Raw genomic sequence first — 26,801 nt, forward strand, 5'->3', positions numbered from 1 at the left:
TCCCAAAGCAGAAGTCATGTTACGGCGGGCATCCGTGCTATTTCCTTCCTCAAGGATCTTGTACGACTTAGGCAATTGCTGTCACCGGCTTCAGAAATACGAGGAAGCGGAACGGTTTCTGTCCACCGCCTGCGATATGGCTCCGGGACACGTCTTGCCGCAATACTATCTGTTTCGCCACTACGTCGAAACCGGCCAAACCCATAAGGCACTGAATAGCGCCCACACGATCATTCATAGTAAATTCAAACAAGAAGGCTCTACCGCTCTTCAAGTGAAACATTTGGCAAAAGAGTATTTGAGCAAAACAAAGGAAGGAGGTGAGAGACAATAAAAGAATTTTAACCGGAAAAAAGAATGTATTATTAATCAACAAAAACACATTAGTTATGAAAAAGAAAAAACTAATATTCATCTTAGCCCTATTCGCAGTGATATGGAATTCGTGCTTTGATGATTTACCCTACCCGCGACGGCAAGAGCGGAATCAGAAAACAACGGATGACGCCATAAGCCTCAACGCAGTAAAAAAGTATTATTCGCACATCCCCCTATTGACTTTGCCACAAACACAAAACAAGGCAAACGGTGGTCATGGAATGAATGATAGCATAGATACCACGAAAGACAGTACTCACGTACACACTGATGCGTGTCAGCATAAACATCACACACGCGGTCTGCCGGATATTCAAGAGAGTAACATTGTTCCTCTATGGGATGAAGCCAGAGAATGGTCAGATTCAGCATCCGTCTATATAGAAATACCTCTGAATATCAGTGGCGGGAAATTATATGCCCATAAAACAATGAAACGAAAAGGAAAAAAAACTATCTTTGAACGTGTCAGACCGGAGTCCATGCTTGTGTTTGAACAGAGGCTCGGGAAGAAAAAGACAGATTGCTATATGGTTACCCTGATAGGAGAAAAAGACTATATGAAAAAGCACGGGAAAAAAATGAAAACAATGCGTCATATTCCCGATGACCATGCTTTCACCGGAGTATGGTACAAGTCTTATCCGAGCGGACGCATCCAATCGGCCTATTATTATACCAATGGCAAAAGAACGCACAAAATCTTCCGGGCCGGATGCCAGCAACAATCCGACTATTCGAAAGACAACGACTTCCTTTCCATCAGTCTGGTAGACCGTTCCTTATCAGCTTCCAGTTATTCTATCGACTGGGAAAATGATGTCTACTATTGTGCCTTTTGTGGTTTGTATCATACATACGACGGTGGCGGATGCGAAGTCTTGATTGAGTATTGTACCAGATGTGGACAAAACGTTGACGACTGCAACTGTTGCTATTATTGCGGGAATGATCCGTGTACTTGCAATGTGTGTTTCGTATGTGGAAGCGACCCTTGCACTTGCTATTCCCAATGCCCCGATTGTGGACACGATCCTTGCATCTGTTGTCCGGATTGCCGTAATTATCCCTGTACTTGTTGTCCCAATTGCGGCAATGATCCTTGCACTTGCGATGATGAAAATACAGAGCCGGACAATCCGGATGACTGTAACGGTCCCAAATGTCCGATATGCGGAGGATTGATTGTAGACGATGTGGCCACAAGGGCAAGTGTCTCTTGCCAGATATGTGATGGAGATCCTTGCGCTGTTTGTGGTAAAAGGCATTGCAACGAAGTTCATACAAATGATCCTTGTAGTAAATCGCAATTGCTGTCAGGAGATGCGGATTTTAGAAATAAGGTGGATCTATTCTTCGACAAAAACCAGACGGAATACTTTGAAGATGGTTGGCTAAAGACTAGTACAGGCGAATATATTAGTCCGAGCAATAGAACTGAATCATCCCTTAGCTATGACTATAGCAGACAAGTTGCAGGTAAACTTATAACAGAACATTATCATTGCCACCCTGCCATCACCGGTCAAAGCTGTATAACATCACTAAGTGACTTAAAAAAAATGGCCTTTTATTATCAAAAAGGAAACATTGACGTAGATAACTACAGCTTTGGGGTGATTTCTGACATTGGATGTTTAAGCATAATAATTACTTCGGAAGATTTGTTTGCTATATTTGCTGATAAAGTTTATAATGAAAATAAGGAGTCTGATGATGTCATTAATAGTGCTTGGGAAGATAATATAACAAATGTAAAATCTGGTATCCCGGAAGAAAGCATAGGGAAATTAATTAGATTTTTCAATAGCACTAATGCAGGATTATCTGTTATGTTTCGTCCAATGTCCCCCACTGATAAGAACAAAGATTGGGTAACTAAAATAGTCAATGAGAATGATCAATATTCTAATAAAAATTGTAATTAAAAATAACATGAAAAGAATCAATTTAACTTTATGTCTTATTTTAATAACTATCTGTATTCTGGCTCAAAACTCCAAAAAGATAAACGGTGCCGGAAATAATATAAATGCCTATATTGGAACCTGGGTTTACCAATCGAATGATACGATATTCAAGATCGTTTTTCAAAAAGGGAAAAAAATATCACCATATGGTGAAACCCATGGTCTTTATGGTGGATACTACCTTTCCGTAAAAGGAGAAGTACTTGAAAACTACATGGGGCCTTTGCCTACATGTTGGAATTTAGAAATTTCAACTACTCGTCCGGATAATATGTATATTTGGGCACCTAATAGTGATTCTTATGATAAATCAACTGTCCCTACCTTAGGGATGTCTTTTTATGATAAGCGTAAGAAACATTTCAATGGTAAAGGAATCTCTGGTGGATACATAAAATTACTATCTCCGAAAAAACTCCTTTGGCATTTGGATGAGAAAGAAGGTATTTGGTGGGAAGTAGAAGGCAGAGAAGATACTGATATTACAAAGGTATTACCTATTGGCTTTTCCGTACCGGAGCATGCAATATTAACAAAAGAAGAATGACCTTACTTTAAGAAGGAGGAGGACTTCTTAGAATTTGTTTAAGATTTCTCTAAGTTTATTGTCGGCTACTTTTTGAGTTGTTTTTCTATTTTCAGTTGTTCATTGTCAGCTTTGTTACTATTGAAAACAGAAAAACAACTTCAAAAGAGTCTGCAAAATGAAACCAAGCAAAATCCAAACAGGATTTTAATACCGTATAACTCTAAATAGCAAACTTATGCATAAAATCAATTTAACCTTGTGTCTCATTTTAATAAGCGTCGGAATTTTCGCTCAAAAACCAAAGAAAAAGAGGGGTACCGGCAATATGGACGCTTATGTAGGAACTTGGGTATACCAGTCGAATGATACGATTTTCAAGATTGTTTTTCAAAAAGGTCAAATAATATCCCCTTCTACTGTATTTAATGTACTTTATGGTGGGTACTACCTTTCTGTAAAAGGAAAAGTCATTGAAGATTACATGAAACCTTTACCTACATGCTGGAACCAAGAAACTTCACCTATGCATCCCAATAATATATATATATGGGCCTCAAACACTGATTATCATGAAAGCAATACCGTTCCTCCTTATATGAGCATACGGTTTTATGACCAGCGAAAGAAGCACTTTAACGGTAAAGGGATTGCCGGTGGATATATCAAATTTCTGTCTCCGCAAAAGCTCCTTTGGCATTTGGATGAGAAAGAAGGTATTTGGTGGGAAGTAGAAGGCAGAGAAGATACTGATATTACAAAGGTATTACCTATTGGATTTTCTGTACCAGAGTATGCAATATTAACAAAAGAAGAATGACCTTACTTTAAGGAGGAGGAGGACTTCTTAGAATTTATTTAAGATTTCTCTAAGTTTATTGTCGGCTACTTTTTGAGTTGTTTTTCTATTTTCAGTTGTTACATAGTCAGCTATGTTCCTCTTGAAAATAGAAAAACAACTTCATCAAGCATGAATACCTATTTATGCATTACCTTTCCACAACCTCTTTCTCTTCCTGCAGTTCTTTCAGCCCCCCTGGTTCCCCCTATTCATCGGCTTTCCGGCTGAAACTTCCAGTCTTCTCACCACCTCATACACATTGCCGTATTCGGTATGTCTCCTTTTCAGTCCCGCCCGAAGCAATACTTGCCCGAAGCGCATAGGGTTACTGCCTCGCATGGCGGCAGGGTTGGCCGTTTGCAATTCGCTGAAAATGTCGGCAGCAGTCAAGTCAAGGCTCTTTTCATGGGCAAGCGGGGTGCGGAACCGGGAAGCGAGCACCTCTTCGACAAGGCTGGTGCGGTAGAACTTTTCGTTATGTCTTTGCAATTCTCCCTCTTCTTTCTTGGTGAACCAGTTACGTCGTTCAGCAGACAGTTCAGCTTTCAGTTGGGCAAAAATCTGGTCATGCTCTATGTGGGTGCAGTCGATATCGCGCTTCACTTCCACGCATAGGAAACGGCGGCTGCCCGTCGGGTCGGTGAGCAGGTCGAAACGGTTGCTTGTGCCGATAAATGAGGCCACGCGGGGCAGTTGCCGGAAATTCTGCTGATAGGCCTTGCGGATGTTGAGGGTGGACATCTGCATCAGGTTCTTCAGCAACGGCATCTTGTTTTCGGCATATTTGTCAAATTCATCCATGTTCAGCAGTCCCATTTCCGCAAGGAGCCGTTCGGCTTGTCCCTGCGAGGTGAGTTTCAGGTTGTCGGTGTAGTAACGCATCAGCACGTCGGGCATCAGTGAACGGCAAAAGGTACTCTTCCGGTGCCCCTGCTCCCGGCTGACAAGAATGGGCGCCACACTGTTGGCATGCAGCCCGGACTGATCCATCCATTGCGAAGCAAGCCCAAGCATCCATGTGTGGAAGCCTTGTACCCACAACGGACGGCAGGAAACGCGTTGGGCAAGTGCGGTCAGCCGGTCACGCCCGTCCCAGGCGGGCAGTTCGTCCATATAAAGGTGAAAGGGATGATAAGAGGGAATATAGGAAGAGTAGACGTAGCGGCTCAGGTCCTTGTCCCAGCAAGGGATGCCTTCGTCATGCGCTTCAATGCATAAAGCGTTCAGTTCACGCTTGCCTATGGGGGTGAAGGGCGTCAGGCGCTGTCCGGCGGGGCGGAATTCGGTCTCATCCGTCAGCAGGTTGTAGCGGAAGTCGTAACGGGATGTCAGGAATTCCTTTACATTGCGGGTCAGGAGCGAAGTCGCATTAGCGGCATGCTTCGATGTTTTAAGTTTTGTTTCCGGTTTTGCCGTTTTCAGCTTTTCGGCAACAGTCAGCAGTTGGCTTACCTCGCGCAAAAGTCGGTGCTGTTGCAATAACATTCGATTCTTCTTCATGATGTTTTTTGTTTTCTTTTAATGGTTAATAGTATCGGTTTGTCGAGCTCGATGCTACGAAGTTACTATGCGGAATAGGGGTTTTGCAAGCTTTTCCCTACTATTTTTGTCACAAAGACGCTTACAGAAAAAGATAGGGCTTTTATACGTGCAACCCGCTTATTTTTGTATCTTTGCATGCTTCTTTATAGATGACCGACCGAAGTCATTCGATCGAATGACCGGAGTTATCCGACCGAACGACTGAAGTTGTCCGGTCTTCCGACTGGAGTGGTTCATTTACAAGCGAACACCTTTGGCACAATAAAGTAAGGATATTAACCGCATAAAGAGATAAGATTTATGTCAATAGTATATGATTGGTACGAGAACCCCAATGCTGAGGGTGATCCGGAAGAAAGGGGATTGCATCCCCGCCCGTTGCTTAACGGAAAAGTGACAATGAAACAACTGTATGCCCGCGTGCATGCCCGCAGTTCGCTCACGACGGGCGATGTGATGAACGCGATAGATTGCCTGACGCAGATTTGCGGTGAGGAGTTGCGCGAAGGCCGTGAGGTACACATTGAAGGTCTGGGGTATTTCTCCCCGACACTGGAAGCTACGCAGAAGGTAACCCGCAGCACACCGAACAAGCATCTGAAGGTACGGCTGAAAAGCATCAGCTTCCGTCCCGACGTCAATCTGAAAAGTGCGCTGACAGGCATCACGGCCACCCGGAGCAAATATACCCGCCACTCCCAACGCCTCTCGGAAGTGGAGATAGACATGCGCCTGAAAGAATACTTCACCGAACATGACGTACTGATCCGCTACGATTTCCAGAATCTGTGCGCTATGGCACGTACCACCGCCAACGGACACTTGAAACGGCTACAGGAGGAAGGCAAACTGATAAACGTGGGGCGACGTACGCAACCCATCTACCGCCCCATGCCGGGATATTACGGCATGTCGCGGGATGCGGAGGTGAAGCGGTGAAAAGAAAAAATAGTTTCAGCCGGAGCACCGATGAACAAGGAGCTCCGGCAGGAACTGAAAGAACAGAACCCTCTTATTTCTGCTTCAGATACTCAAACCCAAAGCGGCAGCGCAAGCAGTCTTTCTTATCGCAATACTCTTTCTGAAGTTGCAACAAAGCCTGCGAATCAGCGGCAGTAGATACAGGCAGCCCTGCCCCACTCCAGTGGCGGATGATATGATTATCTTCCGCTTTCAGACTTTCAAGAAATCCCGTAGCCCGTTCGCAAAGCAGCTCATCGGCTTTATGCAGGCCATAGGCGTACAGGAAAGGAATAACAGTATTGATAATAATCAGGTTCTGAGCATTTTTCCCCACTTGCTTTTCACGGGAGGACGAGACCTTCCGGAAATTGAAATGCTCTTCCCAATACGGAGAGGTAGTGACAGTCAAGAGTTTCCGGACAGCCTCCAACGTATCCGCTTCCATAATACGTGAGAATAAAGACCGTTCTTTATAATATAGATTTGCCAACTGCGCCAGACGGACATGGGGAAAATTGCCGGGACGCAAACGGAGAAAACGCCATTGAGTGGCGGTCATCGGAACCGGCAACTCAAACTTATGCCGCAAATAGCGGAACTCTTTCTGCAACTTCCGGTAATATCCGTCCGCATCCGGCAGTTCCTCATCCAGCAATCCGGCCTGTCCGAAAAAGAAGGCTTCTACCTGGAAGAGATTATCCCGGTGCTTGTCTATCGCCCGGAAAGGCAGACGGCCGGCCCACGTTTCAAAGGCATCTCCGTTCAGACCGAAACCAAAGTTACGAGCTAAAGTGATAAAGAACACATCTTCCCAATGATTATTACATCGCTCCAACCGGGCGGCAATCACACGGGCTTTCTGCTCGAAACGTTCCACCTGCAAAGCAGAAAGCCAGGAATGGACTGTTAGTTTCGGAAGAGAAGACAGTATAGAATAACAAGGAGGATAGATTTCCGCATGGCTCAGTTCATCATAACGCTGACGGACGGGGTCAGGACAGGGTAGTTGCAGTTGTGGCACCGGTACTCCATTTGCGCGAAACACCTCACAATCCACAGTTTCCGCTACGTGCAGAATGACATTGTCATAGGCCGCATCTTTATCGTGACCATGCCTCATCCAATCGGATGCCAATGTATGCACTTCGATGTTTCCCACCCAAAGGGTACCGCCGATTTTTAGTTTGGCATTGAAGAAGTCGGGGCCTGCATTCGTGTTCGGTAGTCCGGCATCTATCACTTCAACCGGTTCGCCGGTAGTGGTCTGGAGCATCTTTAACGGAAAGATTTTATGCTTCCACACATAATGCAATAGTAGTTCCATTGTTAACAAGAAGTTAATGTACGCAACAAATGTAAGAAAAAGATTATCTTTGCGACCTATAGAACGTTGATAAAGTGAATTTAATCAGAAGAAAAAATGAAAATAGCATTAATCGGTTACGGTAAAATGGGTAAGGAAATCGAAAAGATTGCCCTCAGTCGCGGACACGAGATTGTCAGCATCATCGATGTAGATAACCAGGAGGATTTTAAATCGGACGCTTTCAAGAGTGCTGATGTTGCCATAGAATTCACAAATCCGATGGCAGCCTACTCCAATTATATAAAAACCTTCGAAGCCGGAGTGAAGTTGGTTTCCGGTAGTACGGGTTGGATGGACGAACATGGTGAGGAAATCAAAAAACTTTGTACCCAAGGAGGTAAAACGCTGTTCTGGGCGTCTAATTTCAGTCTGGGCGTCAGCATCTTCTCTGCCGTGAATAAATATCTGGCAAAGATTATGAACCGATTTCCTACCTACGACGTGACGATGAGTGAGACACACCATATTCATAAACTGGACGCACCAAGCGGTACAGCCATCACGCTTGCCGAAGAAATACTGGAAAATCTCGACCGTAAAGAACGCTGGGTGAAAGGAACCATGCAGGCACCGGATGGAAATGTTTCCGGCTCTGCCGAATGTGCAGCAGATGAAATTCCTGTCAGTTCCATCCGCGAAGGTGAAGTACCGGGCATTCATGTGATCCGTTACGAGTCGGAAGCAGACAGCATCATCCTGACACACGATGCCAAGAATCGAAAAGGTTTTGCACTGGGTGCCGTTCTTGCTGCCGAATATACCGCCGACAAGCAAGGATATCTGGGAATGAGCGACTTGTTCCCGTTCCTGAAATAAATTGTGTGAATCTGTATAATCTGTGGTGAACAACAAAAATAATATAATAATGAGAAAAGCAACTCGCGCCCAATGGGTTAAATTCGCAATCGTCACCGTGCTTTACCTCGCTTTCCTGATATGGGTAAAAAGCTGGTTGGGACTGATTGTCGTACCTTTCATCTTCGACATCTACATCAGCAAGAAAATTCCCTGGGGCTTCTGGAAGAAATCAGAGAATCCGGCTGTACGCAGTGTTATGAGTTGGGTAGATGCTATCGTGTTTGCACTGGTAGCCGTTTATTTCGTCAACATCTATGTATTTCAGAACTATCAGATACCTTCTTCTTCTCTGGAGAAGTCTTTGCTGGTAGGCGATTATCTTTATGTCAGCAAGTTGAGTTATGGTCCGCGTGTGCCAAACACACCACTGTCTATGCCATTAGCGCAACACACTTTGCCGTTAGTGAATACAAAATCATACATCGAGTGGCCCCAGTGGGACTATAAACGTGTTCCGGGTCTCGGTAAAGTGAAACGGAATGATATCGTAGTTTTCAATTTCCCTGCCGGAGACACCGTAGCCACCAACTTCCAGCAAACGGATTTCTACACCCTTGCCTACAACGAAGGACAACGTCTCTATCCGAATCCTGTAAATATGGACAGCTTGACGCGCAAGCAGCAACGCACTGTCTACGATCTGTATTATAATGCCGGAAGAAATCTGATACGTTCCAATCCCAAGATGTACGGTGATATCGTTGTCCGCCCCGTAGACCGTCGGGAAAATTATGTAAAGCGCTGCGTTGGCTTACCCGGAGACACACTGAAAATCAAAGACGCACAGGTATATATCGATGGAAAACCTCTCGAAAACCCTGAAGAAATGCAGCTCAACTACTTCGTACAGACCACAGGACCATACATCACTGAAGATATGTTCCGCGAACTGGGTATCAGCAAGGACGACCAAACATTAATCAGCAACGAAGGTTTATTAATGGAAATGGGCTTGACTCACCGTGATGCACAAGGCCGCCTGGCTCCGGCCTATGACTTACCACTGACTAAGAAAATGTATGAAACCCTGTCTGCCAATAAGAAACTCGTCAGTAGCATCGTTATGGAGCCGGAAATATTCTCCGGTCAAATGTACCCGTTGAATCTTTACACCAAATGGGACCGCAACAACTACGGCCCGATCTGGATACCGAAAAAGGGTGCCACCATCAAGCTGACTGAGGACAATCTGCCCATCTACGAACGCCCTATCAGAGCTTATGAAGGTAATACACTGGAAGTAAAAGAGGACGGCATCTATATTAATGGCAAGAAGACGGACGAATATACCTTCAAAATGGATTACTACTGGATGATGGGCGATAACCGCCACAACTCAGCCGATGCCCGTTCGTGGGGTTTCGTGCCGGAGGACCATGTTGTAGGTAAGCCAATTGTTGTCTGGTTATCCCTCGATAAGGATCGTGGCTGGTTTGATGGAAAAATCCGTTGGAACCGGATATTCAAGTGGGTAAAATGATATCAAATGAATAAGGCTTGGAAAATAACGGGAGCAATCATCGGAATAATACTCGTTGTGGTGTTACTTCGGGGTTGCGTTATGACTTCCTATCTTATTCCTTCTTCGGGTATGGAGAATTCTTTGTTTCAGGGAGAGCGTATTCTCGTAAATAAATGGAGTTACGGTCTGCGCCTTCCCCTTATGGCATTGTGGAATTATCACCGTTGGGGGGACAACCCTGTACAAAAAGAGGATATCATTGTCTTCAATAATCCGGCTAATCTGTCAGAGCCTGTCATTTCCCGGCGCGAAACATTCATCAGTCGATGTATCGGCGTACCGGGAGATACCTTATTGATAGACTCCCTGTTCTCCGTAATTCCATCAGAAAAAAACGCTCCCGACCAGAAGTTTTTATATACTTATCCACGAGAAAAAGAAAAACAGCTGGATTCATTACTTATACTATTGTCCATATGTAACAACCACCTGATGGGACAAGATAGCGTAAGAAATGTACGTAGCTTCAGCCGTTATGAATATTATCTGCTGGAACAAGCGATGAATGGCAATTGCTGGATAAAGTTACTGAATGAAGGAGACTCCATAGAAGCCCTGCGCCCGTTGATTGTTCCCGGCAAAGGTAAACCGGTGCGTGTATATCCGTGGAACCGTACTTTACTACGCAACACGCTTGTGCTGCATGAGAATAAACAAGCTGAAATAAAGAACGATACTTTGTACATTGACGGAAAGCCTGTACAGCATTGCTATTTCACCAAGGATTACTACTGGGTAGGTGCTAATAATTCCATCAATCTCTCCGATTCCCGCTTATTTGGCTTTGTACCCAAAGATCACATCATCGGCAAAGCTTCGCTCATCTGGTTTTCCAAAAAGACAGGAACCGGATTGTTCAACGGTTATCGTTGGAAAAGGATGTGGAAAACGGTAAGATAAATAGGGTTAATTACAAAGTATTAAATATTAAGTATCAGGCATAAATTGCGAACCTCATGAAAACTATATATCTCTCTTCCGCCTATCTGGCACCTGTAGAATATTACGCCAAGTTGGTGGCATACGATAAAGTCTTTATCGAACAGCACGATCACTACGTGAAGCAAACCTACCGCAACCGTTGCACCATTGCAGCGCCCGATGGCGAGTTGGCTCTCTCCATCCCTACCGTCAAACCCGGTACTCCAAAATGTCCCTTAAAAGATATCCGCATTTCCGATCACGGCAATTGGCGTCATCTACACTGGAATGCTTTATCATCGGCTTATAACCATACTCCTTTTTTTGAATATTACAGGGATGATTTCCAACCTTTCTACGAGAAGAAATATGAGTTTTTAGTCGATTTCAACGAGGAACTGTGTCATCTGGTCTGCTCACTGATAGACATACAGCCGGACATGGAACGTACTACTTCATTCCAAAGCAGTTTTACACCCGATGAGGATGATTTCCGCGAGCGTATCCATCCCAAAAAGGATTACAAAGAGGAAGATCCGGACTTCATAGTCCAGCCTTATTATCAGGTTTTTCAGGAACGTCTCGGCTTCCTGCCGAATCTGAGTATCATCGATCTTCTTTTCAACATGGGACCTGAGAGCTTACTTGTATTGCAGAAGTCATTTTGAGAATTTCTGCAAAAATTCCGCAAGATTCGCTCCTTCTTCCAGTCCCAGCTTCTTACGCAAGCGATAACGGCTTATTTCTACCCCGCGCAAAGAAATATTCAACAACGGAGCAATCTCTTTAGAAAGCAAATTCATCTTGATATAAGCACAAAGTAACTTTTCCTTGTTGTTCAGTTCCGGATATGCTTCTTCCAATTTTTTGAAGAAATCATGATGTACCGAATCAAAGGTGCTTTGGAATGCCTGTAAATCGTCATCATGCTCGATGTTCGTATCAATCTGTCCCAACAGACGAAGTGTTTTTCGACGAAGAGAAACCAGATTCTCTTCGCTGATGGAATGGGAAATGCCCAGTACTTCCTTTTTTATATCCAATAAGATTTCATTCTTACGTACGATGTTCAAAGTAGTACGAATCAGTTCCTCCGATTTATGACGCAATTCCGACTGTAAGTTTTCTTCCTGCAACGAATCTATCTTCTGATCCTTCAGATCACTTTCTTTTTGGAATTTTTGTTCCTGTCGATAGAGTTCCAGTTCTTTTTGCATTAACAAGCGCTTACGCCCTACTGAGATACGATAATACACATAATAAAACAGCAACACTACCACTACCGAATAAACCAGATAACTCCACCATGTGCGATACCACGGCGGCAATATTTCAAAAGCAAACGAGGTTTCCACCGGTTCCTGACTGCCGTCAGTAAGCAATTTCACACTGAATACATACTTTCCTTCATGCAGTCCTGTAAACTCTTTCATATTATTCTCACTGTATTCACTCCAGGTTCCTTTCTCACCACCTACACTTAACTGATAAGAATATAGCACTGTGTGCGCCTTATTGAAGTTGTTTACACTATATTCTATTCGCATTGAATTTTGAGAATAAGGAATCACCATCGGCGCTGTATCATACAAATAACTGCGGCCATAAATAAGCGAATCACGCAATCCCGTCAAGTAGACTTTCCTGATTTGCAATGTCAACGGCATTTGTTGCACCGGCAGGCTGTCCAGTGTGATCAGTGAAAAGCCTTCCTCTGTTCCTGCCACTACCTTGTTGGCCTTATAAAGACTTACATCTTCAAAGTTTTCTATCAATGCCCCTTTCAAGAACTGCTCATTAGTTATCCGGCGATACTCCTGCTTATCAGCATCATAATGCAATACTTTCAATACGCCATCTGTTACATACCAGATATTTTGCAATGAGTCTATCTTCATATAGGTATACGCAGCCTTTCCTTCTAATAACTGTTCCAGCCAAATACACGCTTCCAGCGTATCACGACTCTGATTATACTGCCACAGACCATAATGTGAAGCTATAGTAACTTCATCTTTCACCCGCAACAAACAAGCATCATATCCACGTGGAAAGATGATGTTATTATAGTCTTTCATCTTTTCCACCTTTCGTAAATCATCTGCCAAAGTCAAACGACAAACCCCATTTTCTTTATTTCCAACCCACAATATATGAGTCGAATCTTCCATCAACATATCTTTGCACGAACGGGTAAACCCCTCTATATAGCTTTCTACCCTCCAACTCGTCCCTCTCTTCATGAGCAAATACAGTCCACTGTAAGTGCCTGCAATCAACACATCCTTACGGTCATCCACCGATACAATTCCCCATACTCCTTTGGGATTGTTGAGATGTTCCATATGATCTCCATCCATAATAAAGATACCATTATCCGAACAGCAGAACAACTTATCGTCATATTGGTGAAGTGACCACATCTGACCTCCTGTACCTGGTACGAAATCTATGGGATCTCTCTGGTTTAACTGCCCCGGAAGAGTAGAGCGATACAACCCCTGATTCGTTGCGAAATAATATTTACCCTGATAACTGCAAGACGCATATCCCGAACCGATCACAGGTTTACCTCCATAGAGTGAAGCAAGCCTTGCTTTCAGGTGAATGCAGTCAATCCCATTATCCAGCCCCAGCCATAGGTTGCCCGTCTTATCAAACAGCATACTCAACACAGTTTTGTTCTGCAAACCATTTTCCGTAGATATGATTTCCATTTCATTCGTCTTCAGATTTAAAAGACAAACTCCACCCTGAATAGTACCCAACGCCAACAACGAATCTTGCAATGCAGCACAGAAAACTCTATTTTTACGGCAAAAATCCTCTGCTACGGTATTATATTTCTTAAAAACAGTGCCATCGTAAATAAACAATCCGTTATCCCGGGTTACCATTAACAAACTGTCCTGATGAGGTAACAATCCACCGACTTTGACAGTCGCTCCTATCTCCAAAGATCCAAGAACAGATATAAATTCTGTTCCATTCAACATCAACAATCCTTCAGTAGAAGTGATATACAGTTTATTACGCAAGATGAACGAAGTATAAATCTCTGAAGAATAATCTATTTTTTTCACACTCCCCTCTTCCCAATAAAAGAAACGACGGTCCGATTGAAAATACACCCGGTCTCCGTCTAATAAAATATTCCAGATGACTCCGACATTCACATTGGGAGATAAACTATCAGAAAGGCAAATATACTCCAACCCACCAAGACGATTTGGAGTAAAATAGCCAAATTGCTCCAATCCACCGATATAAATTCGCCCGTCATGTCCCACTTTCACTGCACGTGTTTTGGCATTATGAATGGGATATGTATTCCACTCCACACCGTCAAATTCCAACAAGCCTTTGTTGTTAGCTACATATATCCAACCATTATCATGCTGCTGAATACTCCAATTCTGATTACCAGCTTTATAAGTATGCCGGGTATAGTTCGTCACCGGACGTTGCCATCCGGCACTTACAGGAATAGATATAAAAAGAAGAAGAATATAAAAGAGAAGGTATTTTCGTTTCATAGCGGTTAACATTTTATTCTTATGAAAACAAAGATAGAGTATTTTACCTACAAATAAAAGAATTATTTTCAGATGTAGCGATATTATTATAATAAACATTTAATTATCAACAAAATAATTAACCCGAGAGAAAGTCATGATGTAGTTAAAACCAATGAATGAGAAAGTTTTGAAGTAGCGTATTTTTAGGAAACGCCCTCATCACACGCATATATTTGCAGCGGATAAAACCATTTTGTAAAACCTATAAGTCATACTAACATGAGAAAAGCATCTTATTTATTCATTTATGTGTTCCTATTCAGCCTGTCGGTCTGCAAGCCTACATGCTTACCACCACCGACACCCGCACCTATAATCTTATGGAAGCTATGCCTTTGTCATCATCAACAAAAGCAGTTCGGCCAAGAGTATCGTGCTCACCGCCCCCGACACCGCAGGCAAGAAGCACTCGGCAAACTGCAACTTGCAGCCACGCTCGGTAAACTCTTTCAAATGGAAATAACAGAGACTTAAATATAATACATCACTTTTTTTTAATTTTAAATTTATAGATTATGAGAAATCGATTTTTGCTCGGCATGATGGCACTCAGCCTTATCGGCATGACATCGTGCAAAGATGAGATTGACCAGTTCGATGATCACGGCAGCTCGACTATCGTATCCTTTGTAGGCAGTGAAAAAGCTTACATGGGTGATAGTATCACCTTCGACTTCGAGGTGAAAAGCGGAGGCGTGAAAATCAACCAGGCCAAGGTTCAACTCTACTATGGAGAAGAAATGGTATCCGAAGCCTTCTACAGCCTGAAAGCTGATGGAAAGTACAGCGGAAAAGTACTGGCCCCCTACCAGAGAAACACACCCGACGGAGATGCAAAGGTTATCTTGCGCATCCAAAACGAGCGTTTCAGCAACGACAGCAAAGAAATGACCGTTGCCATCGAACGACCCAAGTACCAAACATTAAAGTTGGTGGCTGCCAATGGCAAAGAATACACCATGACTCCTGTTCCCGGCAAAGAGTATGAATACAAAGCACGTGAAGCTTTCCCGGCCGACATGGAAGCATCTATCATAGCACCGGCCTATTCTGACGGAACAAACAACCCCTACCTGCAAGGCAATGACTTGTTCTTCGGTATGGACAATGGCAAGATAGCCCTCAATGCCCCCAAAGGTATCGGCTTCGAAACCACAGGCTATGATGAAGACGGCAAGTATGAAATCACATTCAACACCCTGACTTTTGAAGGTGCCCCATTCCCGAAATTCGGTATACGCTTCGACACGCAGAACAAGTTTATGGAATTCGACGGATCGGGCAACGTATTCTACGTTGAAACCGAATTCAAGAAGGACGACATCATCAAAATCAGTGGCATCAAAGAAGAGTATGCCGAACTCTGGAAGAACCCTACCTGGTTTGACCTCGTAAATGGAGACGAAACTCTGCTCCACTTCCGCGGAAGAGATGGTAAGTACAAACTCACGCTGGATAAAGGTATGAAAGCAATCATGATGGAACAGTTGGAAAACGCTTCTTCATCAAGCACACAGAATGCCACTGCCATGTGGGTGATTGGTAACGATAAGATAGGATTCCCATCATACGCTCAGAACAACATTAACTGGAACACGGGCAAAGCATTCAACCTGGTTCCGCTCACCGACACCAAGTATGAACTGATAATGCTTGTAGGACAAAACGTAAATGGCGTCAACTTCAAGTTCTTCGGACAGAAAGGATGGGGATTGGAATGGAAAGGCCCCGGAGCATATAGTGCAAAAGAAGGTGGCAACTATATCAAATACGCCAGTGACGGTAACTTCAACGCCAACGATACTTGGCCATCCGGCAAATACATGGTGATGACTGTAGAAACCAGCACCAATCCGAACGGACTCTGGATAAAAGCCTTAGACGAACTCCCCTTATACGAAATGGGCGAATGACCAACTTTCTTAAAGTATAGATAAACAATTAAGTATAGATATATGAAAAAAAGATATTATATAGCAGCTATGTTTGCCCTTGGTTTGGTAGCACAACCTGCCACTCTACGTGCCAGCGCTGCTGACGAAGCCAACGGTATTGAAGCCGTACAGCAACAAAAACAACGCATCAGCGGTTTGTTGACCGATTCCAATGGTGACCCCATTATTGGTGCCACCGTCAGGGTGCAAGGTACCACCAACCGCGGTGTCATCAGTGACGTCGAGGGGCGATACTCCATCGAAGCAGCTCCCGGCGAAGTACTGGAATTCAGCTATATCGGATTCGTTAGTGTAGATCACAGAGTGAAAGCCGATGAAACCACTTTTAACCTCCGAATGGAGATGGATGCCATCGCTACGGAAGAAGTAGTGGTTGTGGGTTACGGTAAGCAAAAGAAAGAGAGTGTAGTAAGCTCCATGTCAACCGTAGGACCGGCTCAATTGAGCGTAAAGAGCGCCAACCTTACCAACAACATCGCTGGTAAGCTATCCGGTCTGATTGCCGTACAGCGTTCGGGTGAACCGGGTTGGGACGATGCTCAGTTCTTTATCCGCGGTATCAGCTCGTATGCCGGTGGAACAGACCCGCTGGTACTGGTAGACGGTGTGCCCCGTAAAATGAATGACATTGACGTAGATGAAATCGAGACATTCTCTATTCTGAAGGATGCCGCCGCAACAGCCGTATATGGTGCCGAAGGTGCTAACGGTGTAGTATTGATTACTTCCAAACGTGGTAAATCACAGAAGACTGTTGTCAGCATGTCGGCCGAATACGGCTACTCCACACCGCTCCGCTTGCCCAACCTCATGAGTTCTTACGACTATTTGAGCTTATACAACGAAGCAGACTGGAACAGCAACGGCAACCCGCGCGCCAACTACACAGCACCGGTGAGCGACGCTGACCTGGAAAAATACCGCAACGGCGTAGACCCCGACCTCTATCCGGATGCAGACTGGATGAGCATGTTGCGCGACCACACCAGCAGCCAACGCTATACCATCAACTTCCGTGGTGGTGGCGACCGCGTACGCTTCTTCGTATCGGGTGCCTACTATACGCAAGACGGTGTGTACAAGGAGAAGAAGAACGCCGACTACGATTCAAACATCAGCTTCGACCGCTACAACCTGCGTTCCAATATCGACTTCGAACTGAGTAAAACCACCCGTATGTCTGTGGATATGTCCGGACAGTACATCAACCGTACGGCTCCCTCCAAAACGGCCGGTGACATCTTCGGTGGTATGACATTGCAACCTGTGCACCTCTATCCGCAGATCTACTCGGACGGTTCAGCCGCACAGCACCCCAACTATGACAATTCAGGCCTCCGTCAGAATCCTTACAACTTCCTCTACTTCAGTGGATACAGTAAGAGTTGGGATGCCACATTCCAAAGCAAGGTATTGTTGGAACAAGACCTGGACTTCATCACGAAGGGACTCTCTATAAGAGGTAGCGTCAGCTTCGATGCCAACTCCAACCAGTATGTCAACCGTACAATGTCCCCCGCTACCTTTACAGCTACCGGACGCGATGCCGATGGCAACCTGATATTCAAGTCATTGGAAGCAGGTTCTGCATTGAGTAACCCCTCAAGTGGTTCATCCGGCGGTAACAAAAAGATCTACATTGAGGCATCCCTCAACTACAAGCGTAACTTTAACGACAAACACGATGTTACAGGCTTACTGCTATACAACCAAAAGGAAACCCAGAACCAGAACGCTGGTGGCCTCAACCTGCTTCCTTATCGTAAACAGAGCATCGTAGGTCGTGGTTCTTATACTTATGACAACCGTTACACCATCGAAGGTAGCTTCGGTATGACAGGTAGTGAGAACTTCGCCCCGGGTCACCGTTGGGGTATCTTCCCCGCTGTGGGTGGAGCCTGGTATGTAAGCCACGAAAAGTTCTTTGAACCTGTACAGAAAGTAATCAGTACCTTGAAACTGCGTGCATCCTATGGACGTACCGGTAACGACCAGTTGGGCAATACCCGTTTCCCCTACCAGGAAGCAATGAACACCGATGCCGGCGGCCTCAACCTGGGTATATCAGGCATATCAAACGGTAATGCACAGAACTGGTTCGGCGGATTGAGCGAAAACCGCGCCTACTACGCCAACCTGCGTTGGGAGATTGAGGACAAAACCAACTTCGGTTTCGACCTCGGTCTGTTGAACGGACAGTTAGACCTCTCTATGGACTACTTCTCCAACCGTCGTAAGGACATCCTGATTACCCGTAACACGGTTCCCTCAATGAGCGGTCTGCAATCCAACCCTACCCAGAACTATGGTATCGTAAGCAACAAGGGTGTTGACGGAAGTTTGACTTTCAAGCAACATGTAGGCAATCTGAATCTGACCTTCCGTGCCAACTACACGTATGCGAAGAACAAGATTGTGGAAACGGATGAAATCAGACATAAATACAGCTACCAGGATCTCACGGGTATGTCATTGTGGACTCCTTTCCTCTACATCGCCGACGGACTCTATACACCCGATGATTTCAATATCACTATAGATCCTGTGAGCGGTGCCGAAAGTTACCAACTGAAATCCGGTGTAGCCGATCCGGGAGCTGCCGTAGCACCCGGTGACATCAAATACCGCGACTTGAACAATGACGGTGTTATCAATGACGACGACAAGACCTACCGTAACGGTCATCTGGACAAGACCCCGCGCAGCGTATATGGTCTTTCGCTGAACGCTGAATGGAAAGGATTCTTCGCCGGTATCTTCTTCCAAGGTGTAACGGGTTGTTCCATCAACCTGATGAGCAAGGCATCCAACTTCATGCCGTTCAATCAAGGCAAGGACGCTTCTTCGGCACGTATGGAGGCTATGAGCCGCTGGAAGGCATCCGACCCCTACAACGACAACGTGCTTTACCCACGCCTGCGCAACAATACCTTTGCACACAACCTGCAACCGAGCACCTGGTGGTATCGTGACGCAAGTTTCCTCCGCCTAAAGAACGTAGAATTCGGTTACCAGTTCAACAAGAAGCAACTGAAGTCACTGCGTCTCACCAACCTTCGTCTCTACGTACAAGGCACCAACCTGAAAACCTGGGACGACGTGAAATATTGGGATCCGGAACTGGGTGATGCAAACTCAGGTGCCAAATATCCTATCTCCAGCACTTGGACCTTTGGAGCAGAAGTTACATTCTAAACATCTAATTAATAAACGATATGAAACTGAAAAATTTACTATACGCAACCGTCGGTTCTGCCGTCCTTGCATTCAGCACAGCATCTTGTTCAGACTATCTCGACATATCAGGCGAATTCAACGCCAGCCTGGGAGTCGATCAAGTTTGGGACAATGCAACCTATACCCGAAACTGGTACGGAGTCATCTACCGCAATCTGATGGAATATTCAGAAACCGGTTCAGAAGTCAACGCTTTCAAAAACCCATGGTCAAACCTCTGCGGTGAAATCGCATCGGAAAAAGCCAGTTCACGCGACGTCATGATGGCAGGCTTTACGGCAGCCAGCGGAAGTTATCACCGTTGGGCCACTTTCTACAAAGACATACGCCAAGCCATGATTTTCATTGAACGCGCCCATGACGGAGGTGTAGGTGACCCCAGCAGTACCAACAAGCTGACAGCCGAGGAAATAGCCCGCATGAAGGATGAATGTCGGTTCATGATTGCCTATTATTACTTCTCTATGTTCGAGCTTTACGGCCCTGCCTGTATCGTGACGGAAATAGATGACGCTGCCGAACCGCACGTGACGGACTATGACCGTGCCACGGTGGACGAAATGGTGAACTACATCGATGGCATATTGGCCCCTCTCTGCGACCCCGCACAGTCCAAACTGCCCGAATCAGTCATCACGTCATACGCAGACGGTGCATATAATTTCAACACCAATGAAGTGGTACGCCCCACCATCGTAGTGGCCAAAGCACTGCGTGCCAAGTTGTGGATGTATGCAGCCTCCAAACTGTTCAACGGTGGCGACGGTTCCGAATACTACCAGGGATTGCAGAAACTGCAAAACTCCAAAGGCGAGTACATCTTCCCGCAGAGCAAGGACCCGCAGAAATGGGTGACTGCCAGAGACCGTGTTAAGGACTTGATAGATTATGCCGAAGCACAACACCACGCCCTCTACCGCGTGATGGCAAACGGAGTGGAGCAACCCGACCGTTCGGTATACAACCTCTTCCAGGTGTATAATGAAGAAATCCTGTGGTGCAGTACCAACAACAGTTACTCCGATCAGTACAAGATGGAAAAACGTACCAACCCGCGTGATGTAAACTCATGCTATGGCACTATCGGCCCGTCTCAAGACGCTGTAGATATGTTCTTCATGGCCAATGGACTCGACATCGACGATCCGAACAGCGGTTACGATGAAACCGGATTCAGCGCTGTAGAAAACCGTTGCTATGACCCTGACTATAAGGACAAAAAGACAGATCAGAACATCTCCAACATGTATGCCAACCGTGAACCTCGTTTCTACGCAAGCGTGGTATACCAAGGAAGAAGCTGGTTCAAGAAATGGATGAACAGCAATCCTAACTACGTCGTAGACTTCTCGGCAGGTGGCGGAAACGACCTCTCCAACGGTGACAATGTGAAAGGCGGATACATGTTGGGCAAATTCAAGAACCGTACTGTGAACCATGCCAGCGGTGATACACAGAGTTGGAAACGTGTTTCCATCATCTACCGTTTGGCCGAGTTCTACCTGTTCTATGCCGAAGCACTCAATGAAATAGATCCGGGCAATGCGGACATCATCAAGTATATCGACATAGTACGCGAACGCGCAGGTATCCCAGGCTACCAAACCATGAACGATAACGGCATAAAGACCGGTATAATAGGCAATTATGACAAACAGTTCGATGCCATCCAGCACGAACGCTACGTAGAACTCTATTGTGAAGGACAACGCTACTTCGATATCCGCCGCTGGATGGTCTGCGGTGACGAGGGCAGAATAGGTTGCGACCAGACACGCTTCTACGGAATGAATATGAAGGGCTCGAAAGATAAAGCTCCGGGCGAACCTACCTCCTACTATACGCGTACGAAGCTGGAAAACCGCCAATGGACAGACAAACTTTATCTCTATCCTATCCATCAGAATGTGATAGAATTGTCCGAAGGGCGTATTCCGCAAAACTACGGATGGTAAAAAGACAGCTTTTTTGATTCGTTTTCAAAGGATATAAGTAGAAAGATTGAATGAAGGTTTGGAGGCAGCAACTGGCATAACCGGCCTGGTTACTGCCTCCTTTCTTTCTCAGCTAACAAATCAACAATAAATATACCATGAGTAAAGAGAAAACATTTCCAGCCCGGAAACTCCGGATACTGATACCCATGATTCTGTTCCTGTCCCAGACAGTTTGCGCACAGCACGAAAGTAAGACAATCAACGACGGTTGGAAATTCCATAAAGGTGAGTGCGAGGCCGCAGCCTTTACAACTTACGACGACAGTGCGTGGAACAGCATACATCTCCCGCACACATGGAATACGGATGCATATACCGAAAAAAAGTATTACCAGGGAACAGGCTGGTATCGCCGTACACTGATGTTGCCGCAACATTGGCAAGGCAAACAGGTATTCCTGAAACTGGATGCAGCCAGCAAGGCCGCTACCATCTACATCAACGGTAAAGAAGTAGGCGAACATAACGGCGGATATACCGCCTGCACATTCGATATCACTTCGCTCTGTTCGTTCAACTCTCCCAACTCTCTCGCTATCCGTGTAGACAACGCCCGGCAGGATATCCCCCCTATCTCCGCCGACTTTACATTCTTTGGCGGCATCTACCGGGATGTATGGCTCACAGCAGTCTCCAAACAGCATTTCCATCTGACCAACCACAGCTCGGACGGGATATTTATCAGTACCCCGCAAGTGTCCGAAGAAAAAGGCACGATACTTATTCGCGGAGAGATCAAGAACGATGCAGTACAGAAAGCATCTCTTGAACTGGAGCATATCGTATACAATCCCGACGGAAGTATTGCCCAAACCCAGAAACAGTCTATCCAGATAAAAGGTGGAGAATTATACTCTTTTCATACCGAAACCACCCCTATCCTGTCCCCCCAATTATGGGCACCCGAGACACCTCATCTCTACAGGGTAGAAAGCATTCTGCGCGATAAAAAAACAAAAGCCATCCTCGACCGCAGTAATCATCATACAGGTTTCCGCTGGTTTGGCTTCGATGGCAAGACAGGCTTCTCCCTCAACGGAAAGCCTTATAAATTACGCGGCATTTGCCGCCACCAGGACCAAAAGCCCATCGGAGTCGCACTGACGGACGAGATGCACCGCCGCGACATGATGCTGATGAAAGAAATGGGCGCCAACTTTATCCGCATTTCCCATTATCCGCAAGATGATGCCCTGTTGGAAATGTGCGACAAACTCGGTATGCTGGCCTGGGAAGAAATACCCATCATCGACATTGTGCCCGACACTCCGGGTTACGCAGAAAACTGCGAAAGCAATCTGCGAGAAATGATACGCCAACACTATAACCACCCCTCCATCATCACCTGGGGATACATGAATGAAATATTGCTCGTCACCCAGCGCCGCTATAAAAAAGAAGAAGAACTGAAGCCCGTGCTGGAACGGACACTGGCACTCGCCAATCGTCTGGAGAAAGTTTTGAAAGAAGAAGACTCCACTCGTGTCAGCACTATGGCCTTTCATGGCAGCAACAGTTACAACGAGGTAGGATTGGGCAGTATTACCGATATTGTCGGCTGGAACCTGTATCAAGGCTGGTATGGAGGCAACCTTACAGGCTTCGAACGCTTCCTGGCAGAACAACACAAAAAGTTTCCTTCGCACCCCATGATTGTCAGCGAATACGGCGCAGGTTCTGACAAGCGCATACATTCGCTGCAACCGAACGCCTTCGATTTCAGCATCGAGTATCAGCAGAAGTACCTGGAGCATTACCTGCCCGTACTGGAAGAAACGCCCTACGTCTGTGGTGGAACGCACTGGAACTTTATCGATTTCTCTTCCGCCCTGCGTGATGAATCTATGCCGCGCATCAACAACAAAGGACTGGTATATTCGGATCGTACCCCAAAAGACGTGTACTATTACTACAAGGCAGCCTGGCGACAAGACATTCCCGTGTTACATATTGCCAGCCGCGACTGGACTCACCGCAGCGGTGTGCAACATGGAGAGACTCCGGTTCTGCTGCCGGTCAAAGTATACACCAACCTTCCGGAAGTGGAACTTTTCATTGACGGCAAGTCTTTGGGCAAGCAAAAGACTAAGAATTACACCGTTATATTTGAAGTACCGTTCAGCCGGAAAGAACACTTCATTTCCGCCAAAGCTGAAAGCAAAGAAGCTGTCCGTAATCTCCATACCATTGAAGACGGCATCCACCTCAGCTTCACCCCTGTCCCTGCAAAGTTGAATGAAACAAACTTACGGAATCTGGAACTTGCCGTGAATGTAGGCAGCAATTGCTTCTATACTTCCGATGAAAGCCGGCTCACATGGTTACCCGATCAGCCCTACACTGAAAACAGTTGGGGATATATTGGCGGAGAAAGCAAAAACAGTCAGACACAGGTTGAGAATACCAATGACGGGCCGTTGTTCCAAACCCTTCGCAACGACATTGAAGGCTATTGTTTCGATGTTCCCAACGGAGTTTACGAGATGGAATTTATTTTTACAGATATATTCCGGGAGAATGCAGCCACCGCCTATCAGTTGGGACGGAATTCCGATGTAGAAAGCCGCGAGAACTGTTTCAGCATAATCGTTAATGATGAAACCGTAGAAGAAGACTTTTCTCCTTGCCGGGAGAGCGGTTACTTCCATGCTTTGCGGAAAAGATACAATATTACAAACTTTCGGAATAAAATTGAAATACGCTTCCCTGTTCGGAATGGAAAAAGCTTTCTGAACGGTATAAAACTCAGAAAACTTTATTAACTTCAAAACAAAAACGCCATGAGAGCTAAAATCTGCTTAATTATCACCAGTCTGATGCTTGCGGCAAGCGGCATACATGCACAGTCCATCTGGAGCAAAGCACATCTGGAGAAAGTAAAACAATCATTACATCAACCGTACTTTTCGGCGGCTTATCAGGAACTGATAACGGATGCCGAAAGAACGCTTGACGCACAGCCCTTGTCCGTCATGATGAAAGAGAAGACACCCGGTAGCGGAGACAAACATGACTACATGAGTCAGGCACGCTATTTCTGGCCCGACCCGACCAAACCGGACGGACTGCCCTACATCAGCCGTGACGGTGAATCGAACCCGGAACTGAACAAGCTGGACCGTAACCGCCTCGGAGAAACCGCCCAACGCGTCACCACCCTTGCCCTTGCCTGGTACTTCAGCGGTGACGAGAAGTATGCCCGGAAAGCTACGGAACTAATACGCGTATGGTTCTTTAATAAAGATACGCGCATGAATCCCAATCTGGAATATGCCCAAATGATACCGGGGCACAACAATAATAAAGGGCGTTGCTATGGGGTCATCGATACCTATTCCTTCGTCGAGATGCTGGATGCGGTGCAACTGCTGGAGGGCTCAAAAGCCTTTACCCCGAAAGATTCCAAACAACTGAAAGCATGGTTCGGCAAGTTGCTGACTTGGATACTGAACAGTCCGCAGGGACAGGAAGAGGCACGCCAGGCCAATAACCACAGTACGGCGCACGACGCACAGGTCATTGCCTTCGCCTTGTACGCAGGAAATACGAAAGTAGCGCAGGAAGTCATCAATGCCATTCCCCTGAAGCGCATCTTCACCCAGATAGAACCGGACGGAAAGCAACCGCACGAACTGCGCCGCACCCTTGCCTTCGGTTACTCGCAATTCAACCTGTCTCACTTCATCGACATCTTCATGATGGCACAGAAGATCGGAATCTCCATTGACAACGCCACCTCGGCAGACGGGCGCAACTTCTACAAAGCTATGGACTTCCTGGTTCCCTATGTGGGAAAAGAAGTGAAAGACTGGCCTTACCGTCAAATCAGCGAATGGGACTATAAACAACAGGAGTTCTGCAAAGATTTATACCGCACCAGTTTGTTCAACCCTGCACGGAAAGACTATCTGGAACTCTATAAAGCCCACCGCATCATCAACTGGAAAGACCGCTTCAACCTGCTATGGGTAGAAGCCGACGATGTGGACAACGCCTACGCTTTCGCCTGCGGACAACTCCAGTTTGCCCTGAAGTGCGCCGATAAAGCCAGAAAAGAAGGGGACAACCCGTGCAAGCACCGCGTCACGCCCCGCAGCCTCAACAAAGACGGTTCGCTACGGATGATACACCCTCACGATTGGTGTTCAGGCTTCTTCCCCGGTTCATTGTGGCAGATGTATGCCTACACGCACGATGACTTCTGGCGCCAGCAAGCCATCAGCAACACTTGGATGATAGAAGAAGCCAAATGGCACAAAGGTACCCACGACCTCGGTTTCATGATGAACAACAGCTTCGGCAAAGCCTATCAGCTGACCGGCGAACGCTCCTACAAAGATGTAGTGCTGCAAAGCGCCCGGACACTGATAACCCGCTACAACAAGAAGGTAAAGAGCATCCGTTCATGGGACCACAACCGCGACAAATGGAAGTTCCCCGTCATCATCGACAATCTGATGAACCTGGAGATGCTGTTCTGGGCCACTCAGGAGACTGGCGACTCCATCTACTGGAAGATTGCCGTCAACCACGCCAATACAACAATGAAGAACCATTTCCGCCCAGATTACTCTTCTTTCCATGTAGTGGACTATGACCCCGAAACCGGCGAAGTCCGTGCCCGGCAAACCGCGCAAGGCTATGCCGACGACTCTTTCTGGAGCCGCGGACAAGCATGGGGGCTTTACGGATACACCATGTGTTACCGCTTCACCAAGAACCCCACCTACCTGCAACAGGCACGCCACATCGCCGACTTCTTTTTCGGCCTGCCCAACCTGCCCGAAGACTTCATCCCTTATTGGGATATGAAAGCCCCCGGTATCCCCAACGTTCCCCGTGACGCTTCTGCCGGCGCCATCATGGCATCAGCCTTGTATGAACTCCGTGATTACGTTTCAGCAGAAGACGGCAAACGTTATCAGGACATCGCCGACAAGATAGTGGACAGCCTCAACCAGCATTACCGTGCCGAACCTGAAACAACCTACGGCTTCCTTCTGCTCCACTCCACCGGACACCATCCGGGAGGGGACGAAATTGATGTCCCAATCAATTATGCCGACTATTATTATCTGGAAGCATTGGCAAGAAAAGCTGCTCTTGAGCAGTAATTAGTACTTTTTGAGACAGTAGTTCATCTTTTT

At 46.0% G+C, this 26,801-nt stretch carries 16 protein-coding genes; 13 read left to right on the forward strand and 3 right to left on the reverse strand.

Features of this window, described 5'->3' with window-relative positions:
* The first annotated feature begins 389 nt into the window (after positions 1–389).
* From VYM24_RS04085 to VYM24_RS04095, 3 genes are all read left to right on the forward strand, one after another.
* Entirely contained in the window at positions 390–2,306 is a 1,917-nt protein-coding gene (locus tag VYM24_RS04085; RefSeq protein ID WP_330941523.1) for a hypothetical protein, read from the forward strand.
* Between the two features lie 7 nt (positions 2,307–2,313).
* The gene (locus VYM24_RS04090) at positions 2,314–2,895 is read left to right on the forward strand and encodes a DUF6705 family protein (protein WP_278703587.1); all 582 of its coding nucleotides are present in this window, start codon (positions 2,314–2,316) and stop codon (positions 2,893–2,895) included.
* A 217-nt stretch (positions 2,896–3,112) separates the two neighbouring features.
* A complete protein-coding gene (locus VYM24_RS04095) occupies positions 3,113–3,694 on the forward strand; it encodes a DUF6705 family protein (RefSeq protein ID WP_138292793.1) in 582 nt (193 codons plus the stop codon).
* 207 nt (positions 3,695–3,901) lie between these two features.
* Here VYM24_RS04095 and VYM24_RS04100 read toward each other — a convergent pair whose 3' ends face one another.
* Complete coding sequence (locus tag VYM24_RS04100) at positions 3,902–5,215, reverse strand: VapE domain-containing protein (protein WP_330941524.1); 1,314 nt, start codon at positions 5,213–5,215, stop codon at positions 3,902–3,904.
* A 342-nt stretch (positions 5,216–5,557) separates the two neighbouring features.
* On the opposite strand from VYM24_RS04100, the gene VYM24_RS04105 reads away from it, so the two are divergent.
* Positions 5,558–6,196: an HU family DNA-binding protein gene (locus VYM24_RS04105; protein WP_007661444.1), complete on the forward strand. Its 639-nt coding sequence runs from the start codon at positions 5,558–5,560 to the stop codon at positions 6,194–6,196.
* Between the two features lie 73 nt (positions 6,197–6,269).
* Here VYM24_RS04105 and VYM24_RS04110 read toward each other — a convergent pair whose 3' ends face one another.
* Positions 6,270–7,544 carry a DUF2851 family protein gene (locus VYM24_RS04110; RefSeq protein ID WP_330941526.1) on the reverse strand — a complete coding sequence of 425 codons (1,275 nt, stop codon included), beginning with the start codon at positions 7,542–7,544 and terminating at the stop codon, positions 6,270–6,272.
* 96 nt (positions 7,545–7,640) lie between these two features.
* On the opposite strand from VYM24_RS04110, the gene dapB reads away from it, so the two are divergent.
* From dapB to VYM24_RS04130, 4 genes are read left to right on the forward strand one after another with little or no spacing between them, the layout of a single operon-like run.
* The gene (gene dapB / locus VYM24_RS04115; RefSeq protein WP_278703595.1) at positions 7,641–8,402 is read left to right on the forward strand and encodes a 4-hydroxy-tetrahydrodipicolinate reductase; all 762 of its coding nucleotides are present in this window, start codon (positions 7,641–7,643) and stop codon (positions 8,400–8,402) included.
* Positions 8,403–8,451: 49 nt separating this feature from the next.
* Positions 8,452–9,924, forward strand: coding sequence for a signal peptidase I (lepB, locus tag VYM24_RS04120; RefSeq protein WP_330941527.1), 1,473 nt, complete (start codon positions 8,452–8,454; stop codon positions 9,922–9,924).
* A gap of 6 nt (positions 9,925–9,930) precedes the next feature.
* Positions 9,931–10,866, forward strand: coding sequence for a signal peptidase I (gene lepB / locus VYM24_RS04125; protein ID WP_330941528.1), 936 nt, complete (start codon positions 9,931–9,933; stop codon positions 10,864–10,866).
* Positions 10,867–10,922: 56 nt separating this feature from the next.
* The gene (locus VYM24_RS04130) at positions 10,923–11,555 is read left to right on the forward strand and encodes a WbqC family protein (RefSeq protein ID WP_330941529.1); all 633 of its coding nucleotides are present in this window, start codon (positions 10,923–10,925) and stop codon (positions 11,553–11,555) included.
* Here the strand turns inward: VYM24_RS04130 and VYM24_RS04135 are convergent.
* Positions 11,547–14,423, reverse strand: coding sequence for a ligand-binding sensor domain-containing protein (locus VYM24_RS04135; protein ID WP_330941530.1), 2,877 nt, complete (start codon positions 14,421–14,423; stop codon positions 11,547–11,549). The two genes, VYM24_RS04130 and VYM24_RS04135, sit on opposite strands and share 9 nt — an antisense overlap.
* 557 nt (positions 14,424–14,980) lie before the next feature.
* On the opposite strand from VYM24_RS04135, the gene VYM24_RS04145 reads away from it, so the two are divergent.
* The 5 genes from VYM24_RS04145 to VYM24_RS04165 all read left to right on the forward strand — a co-directional run bounded on the left by VYM24_RS04145 (position 14,981) and on the right by VYM24_RS04165 (position 26,768).
* On the forward strand, positions 14,981–16,378 hold the full coding sequence (locus VYM24_RS04145) for a DUF5125 domain-containing protein (protein ID WP_118422502.1): 1,398 nt from the start codon (positions 14,981–14,983) through the stop codon (positions 16,376–16,378).
* A gap of 42 nt (positions 16,379–16,420) precedes the next feature.
* Positions 16,421–19,615: a SusC/RagA family TonB-linked outer membrane protein gene (locus VYM24_RS04150; RefSeq protein ID WP_118422503.1), complete on the forward strand. Its 3,195-nt coding sequence runs from the start codon at positions 16,421–16,423 to the stop codon at positions 19,613–19,615.
* A gap of 20 nt (positions 19,616–19,635) precedes the next feature.
* Positions 19,636–21,612: a RagB/SusD family nutrient uptake outer membrane protein gene (locus VYM24_RS04155; RefSeq protein ID WP_118422504.1), complete on the forward strand. Its 1,977-nt coding sequence runs from the start codon at positions 19,636–19,638 to the stop codon at positions 21,610–21,612.
* A gap of 137 nt (positions 21,613–21,749) precedes the next feature.
* The gene (locus tag VYM24_RS04160; RefSeq protein ID WP_330941531.1) at positions 21,750–24,416 is read left to right on the forward strand and encodes a glycoside hydrolase family 2 TIM barrel-domain containing protein; all 2,667 of its coding nucleotides are present in this window, start codon (positions 21,750–21,752) and stop codon (positions 24,414–24,416) included.
* An 18-nt stretch (positions 24,417–24,434) separates the two neighbouring features.
* Positions 24,435–26,768, forward strand: a complete 2,334-nt coding sequence (locus VYM24_RS04165; RefSeq protein ID WP_330941532.1) for an alginate lyase family protein — start codon at positions 24,435–24,437, stop codon at positions 26,766–26,768.
* Positions 26,769–26,801: the final 33 nt, after the last annotated feature.

This window comes from Bacteroides sp. MSB163, from assembly GCF_036416795.1.
Taxonomy (GTDB): Bacteria; Bacteroidota; Bacteroidia; order Bacteroidales; family Bacteroidaceae; genus Bacteroides; species Bacteroides maternus.

Bases quoted from the DNA above. Each gene is read 5' to 3' on its own strand.
- VYM24_RS04085 (WP_330941523.1), top strand. From the start codon at position 390: ATGAAAAAGAAAAAACTAATATTCATCTTAGCCCTATTCGCAGTGATA.
- VYM24_RS04090 (WP_278703587.1), top strand. From the start codon at position 2,314: ATGAAAAGAATCAATTTAACTTTATGTCTTATTTTAATAACTATCTGT.
- VYM24_RS04095 (WP_138292793.1), top strand. From the start codon at position 3,113: ATGCATAAAATCAATTTAACCTTGTGTCTCATTTTAATAAGCGTCGGA.
- VYM24_RS04100 (WP_330941524.1), bottom strand. From the start codon at position 5,215: ATGAAGAAGAATCGAATGTTATTGCAACAGCACCGACTTTTGCGCGAG.
- VYM24_RS04105 (WP_007661444.1), top strand. From the start codon at position 5,558: ATGTCAATAGTATATGATTGGTACGAGAACCCCAATGCTGAGGGTGAT.
- VYM24_RS04110 (WP_330941526.1), bottom strand. From the start codon at position 7,544: ATGGAACTACTATTGCATTATGTGTGGAAGCATAAAATCTTTCCGTTA.
- dapB (WP_278703595.1), top strand. From the start codon at position 7,641: ATGAAAATAGCATTAATCGGTTACGGTAAAATGGGTAAGGAAATCGAA.
- lepB (WP_330941527.1), top strand. From the start codon at position 8,452: ATGAGAAAAGCAACTCGCGCCCAATGGGTTAAATTCGCAATCGTCACC.
- lepB (WP_330941528.1), top strand. From the start codon at position 9,931: ATGAATAAGGCTTGGAAAATAACGGGAGCAATCATCGGAATAATACTC.
- VYM24_RS04130 (WP_330941529.1), top strand. From the start codon at position 10,923: ATGAAAACTATATATCTCTCTTCCGCCTATCTGGCACCTGTAGAATAT.
- VYM24_RS04135 (WP_330941530.1), bottom strand. From the start codon at position 14,423: ATGAAACGAAAATACCTTCTCTTTTATATTCTTCTTCTTTTTATATCT.
- VYM24_RS04145 (WP_118422502.1), top strand. From the start codon at position 14,981: ATGAGAAATCGATTTTTGCTCGGCATGATGGCACTCAGCCTTATCGGC.
- VYM24_RS04150 (WP_118422503.1), top strand. From the start codon at position 16,421: ATGAAAAAAAGATATTATATAGCAGCTATGTTTGCCCTTGGTTTGGTA.
- VYM24_RS04155 (WP_118422504.1), top strand. From the start codon at position 19,636: ATGAAACTGAAAAATTTACTATACGCAACCGTCGGTTCTGCCGTCCTT.
- VYM24_RS04160 (WP_330941531.1), top strand. From the start codon at position 21,750: ATGAGTAAAGAGAAAACATTTCCAGCCCGGAAACTCCGGATACTGATA.
- VYM24_RS04165 (WP_330941532.1), top strand. From the start codon at position 24,435: ATGAGAGCTAAAATCTGCTTAATTATCACCAGTCTGATGCTTGCGGCA.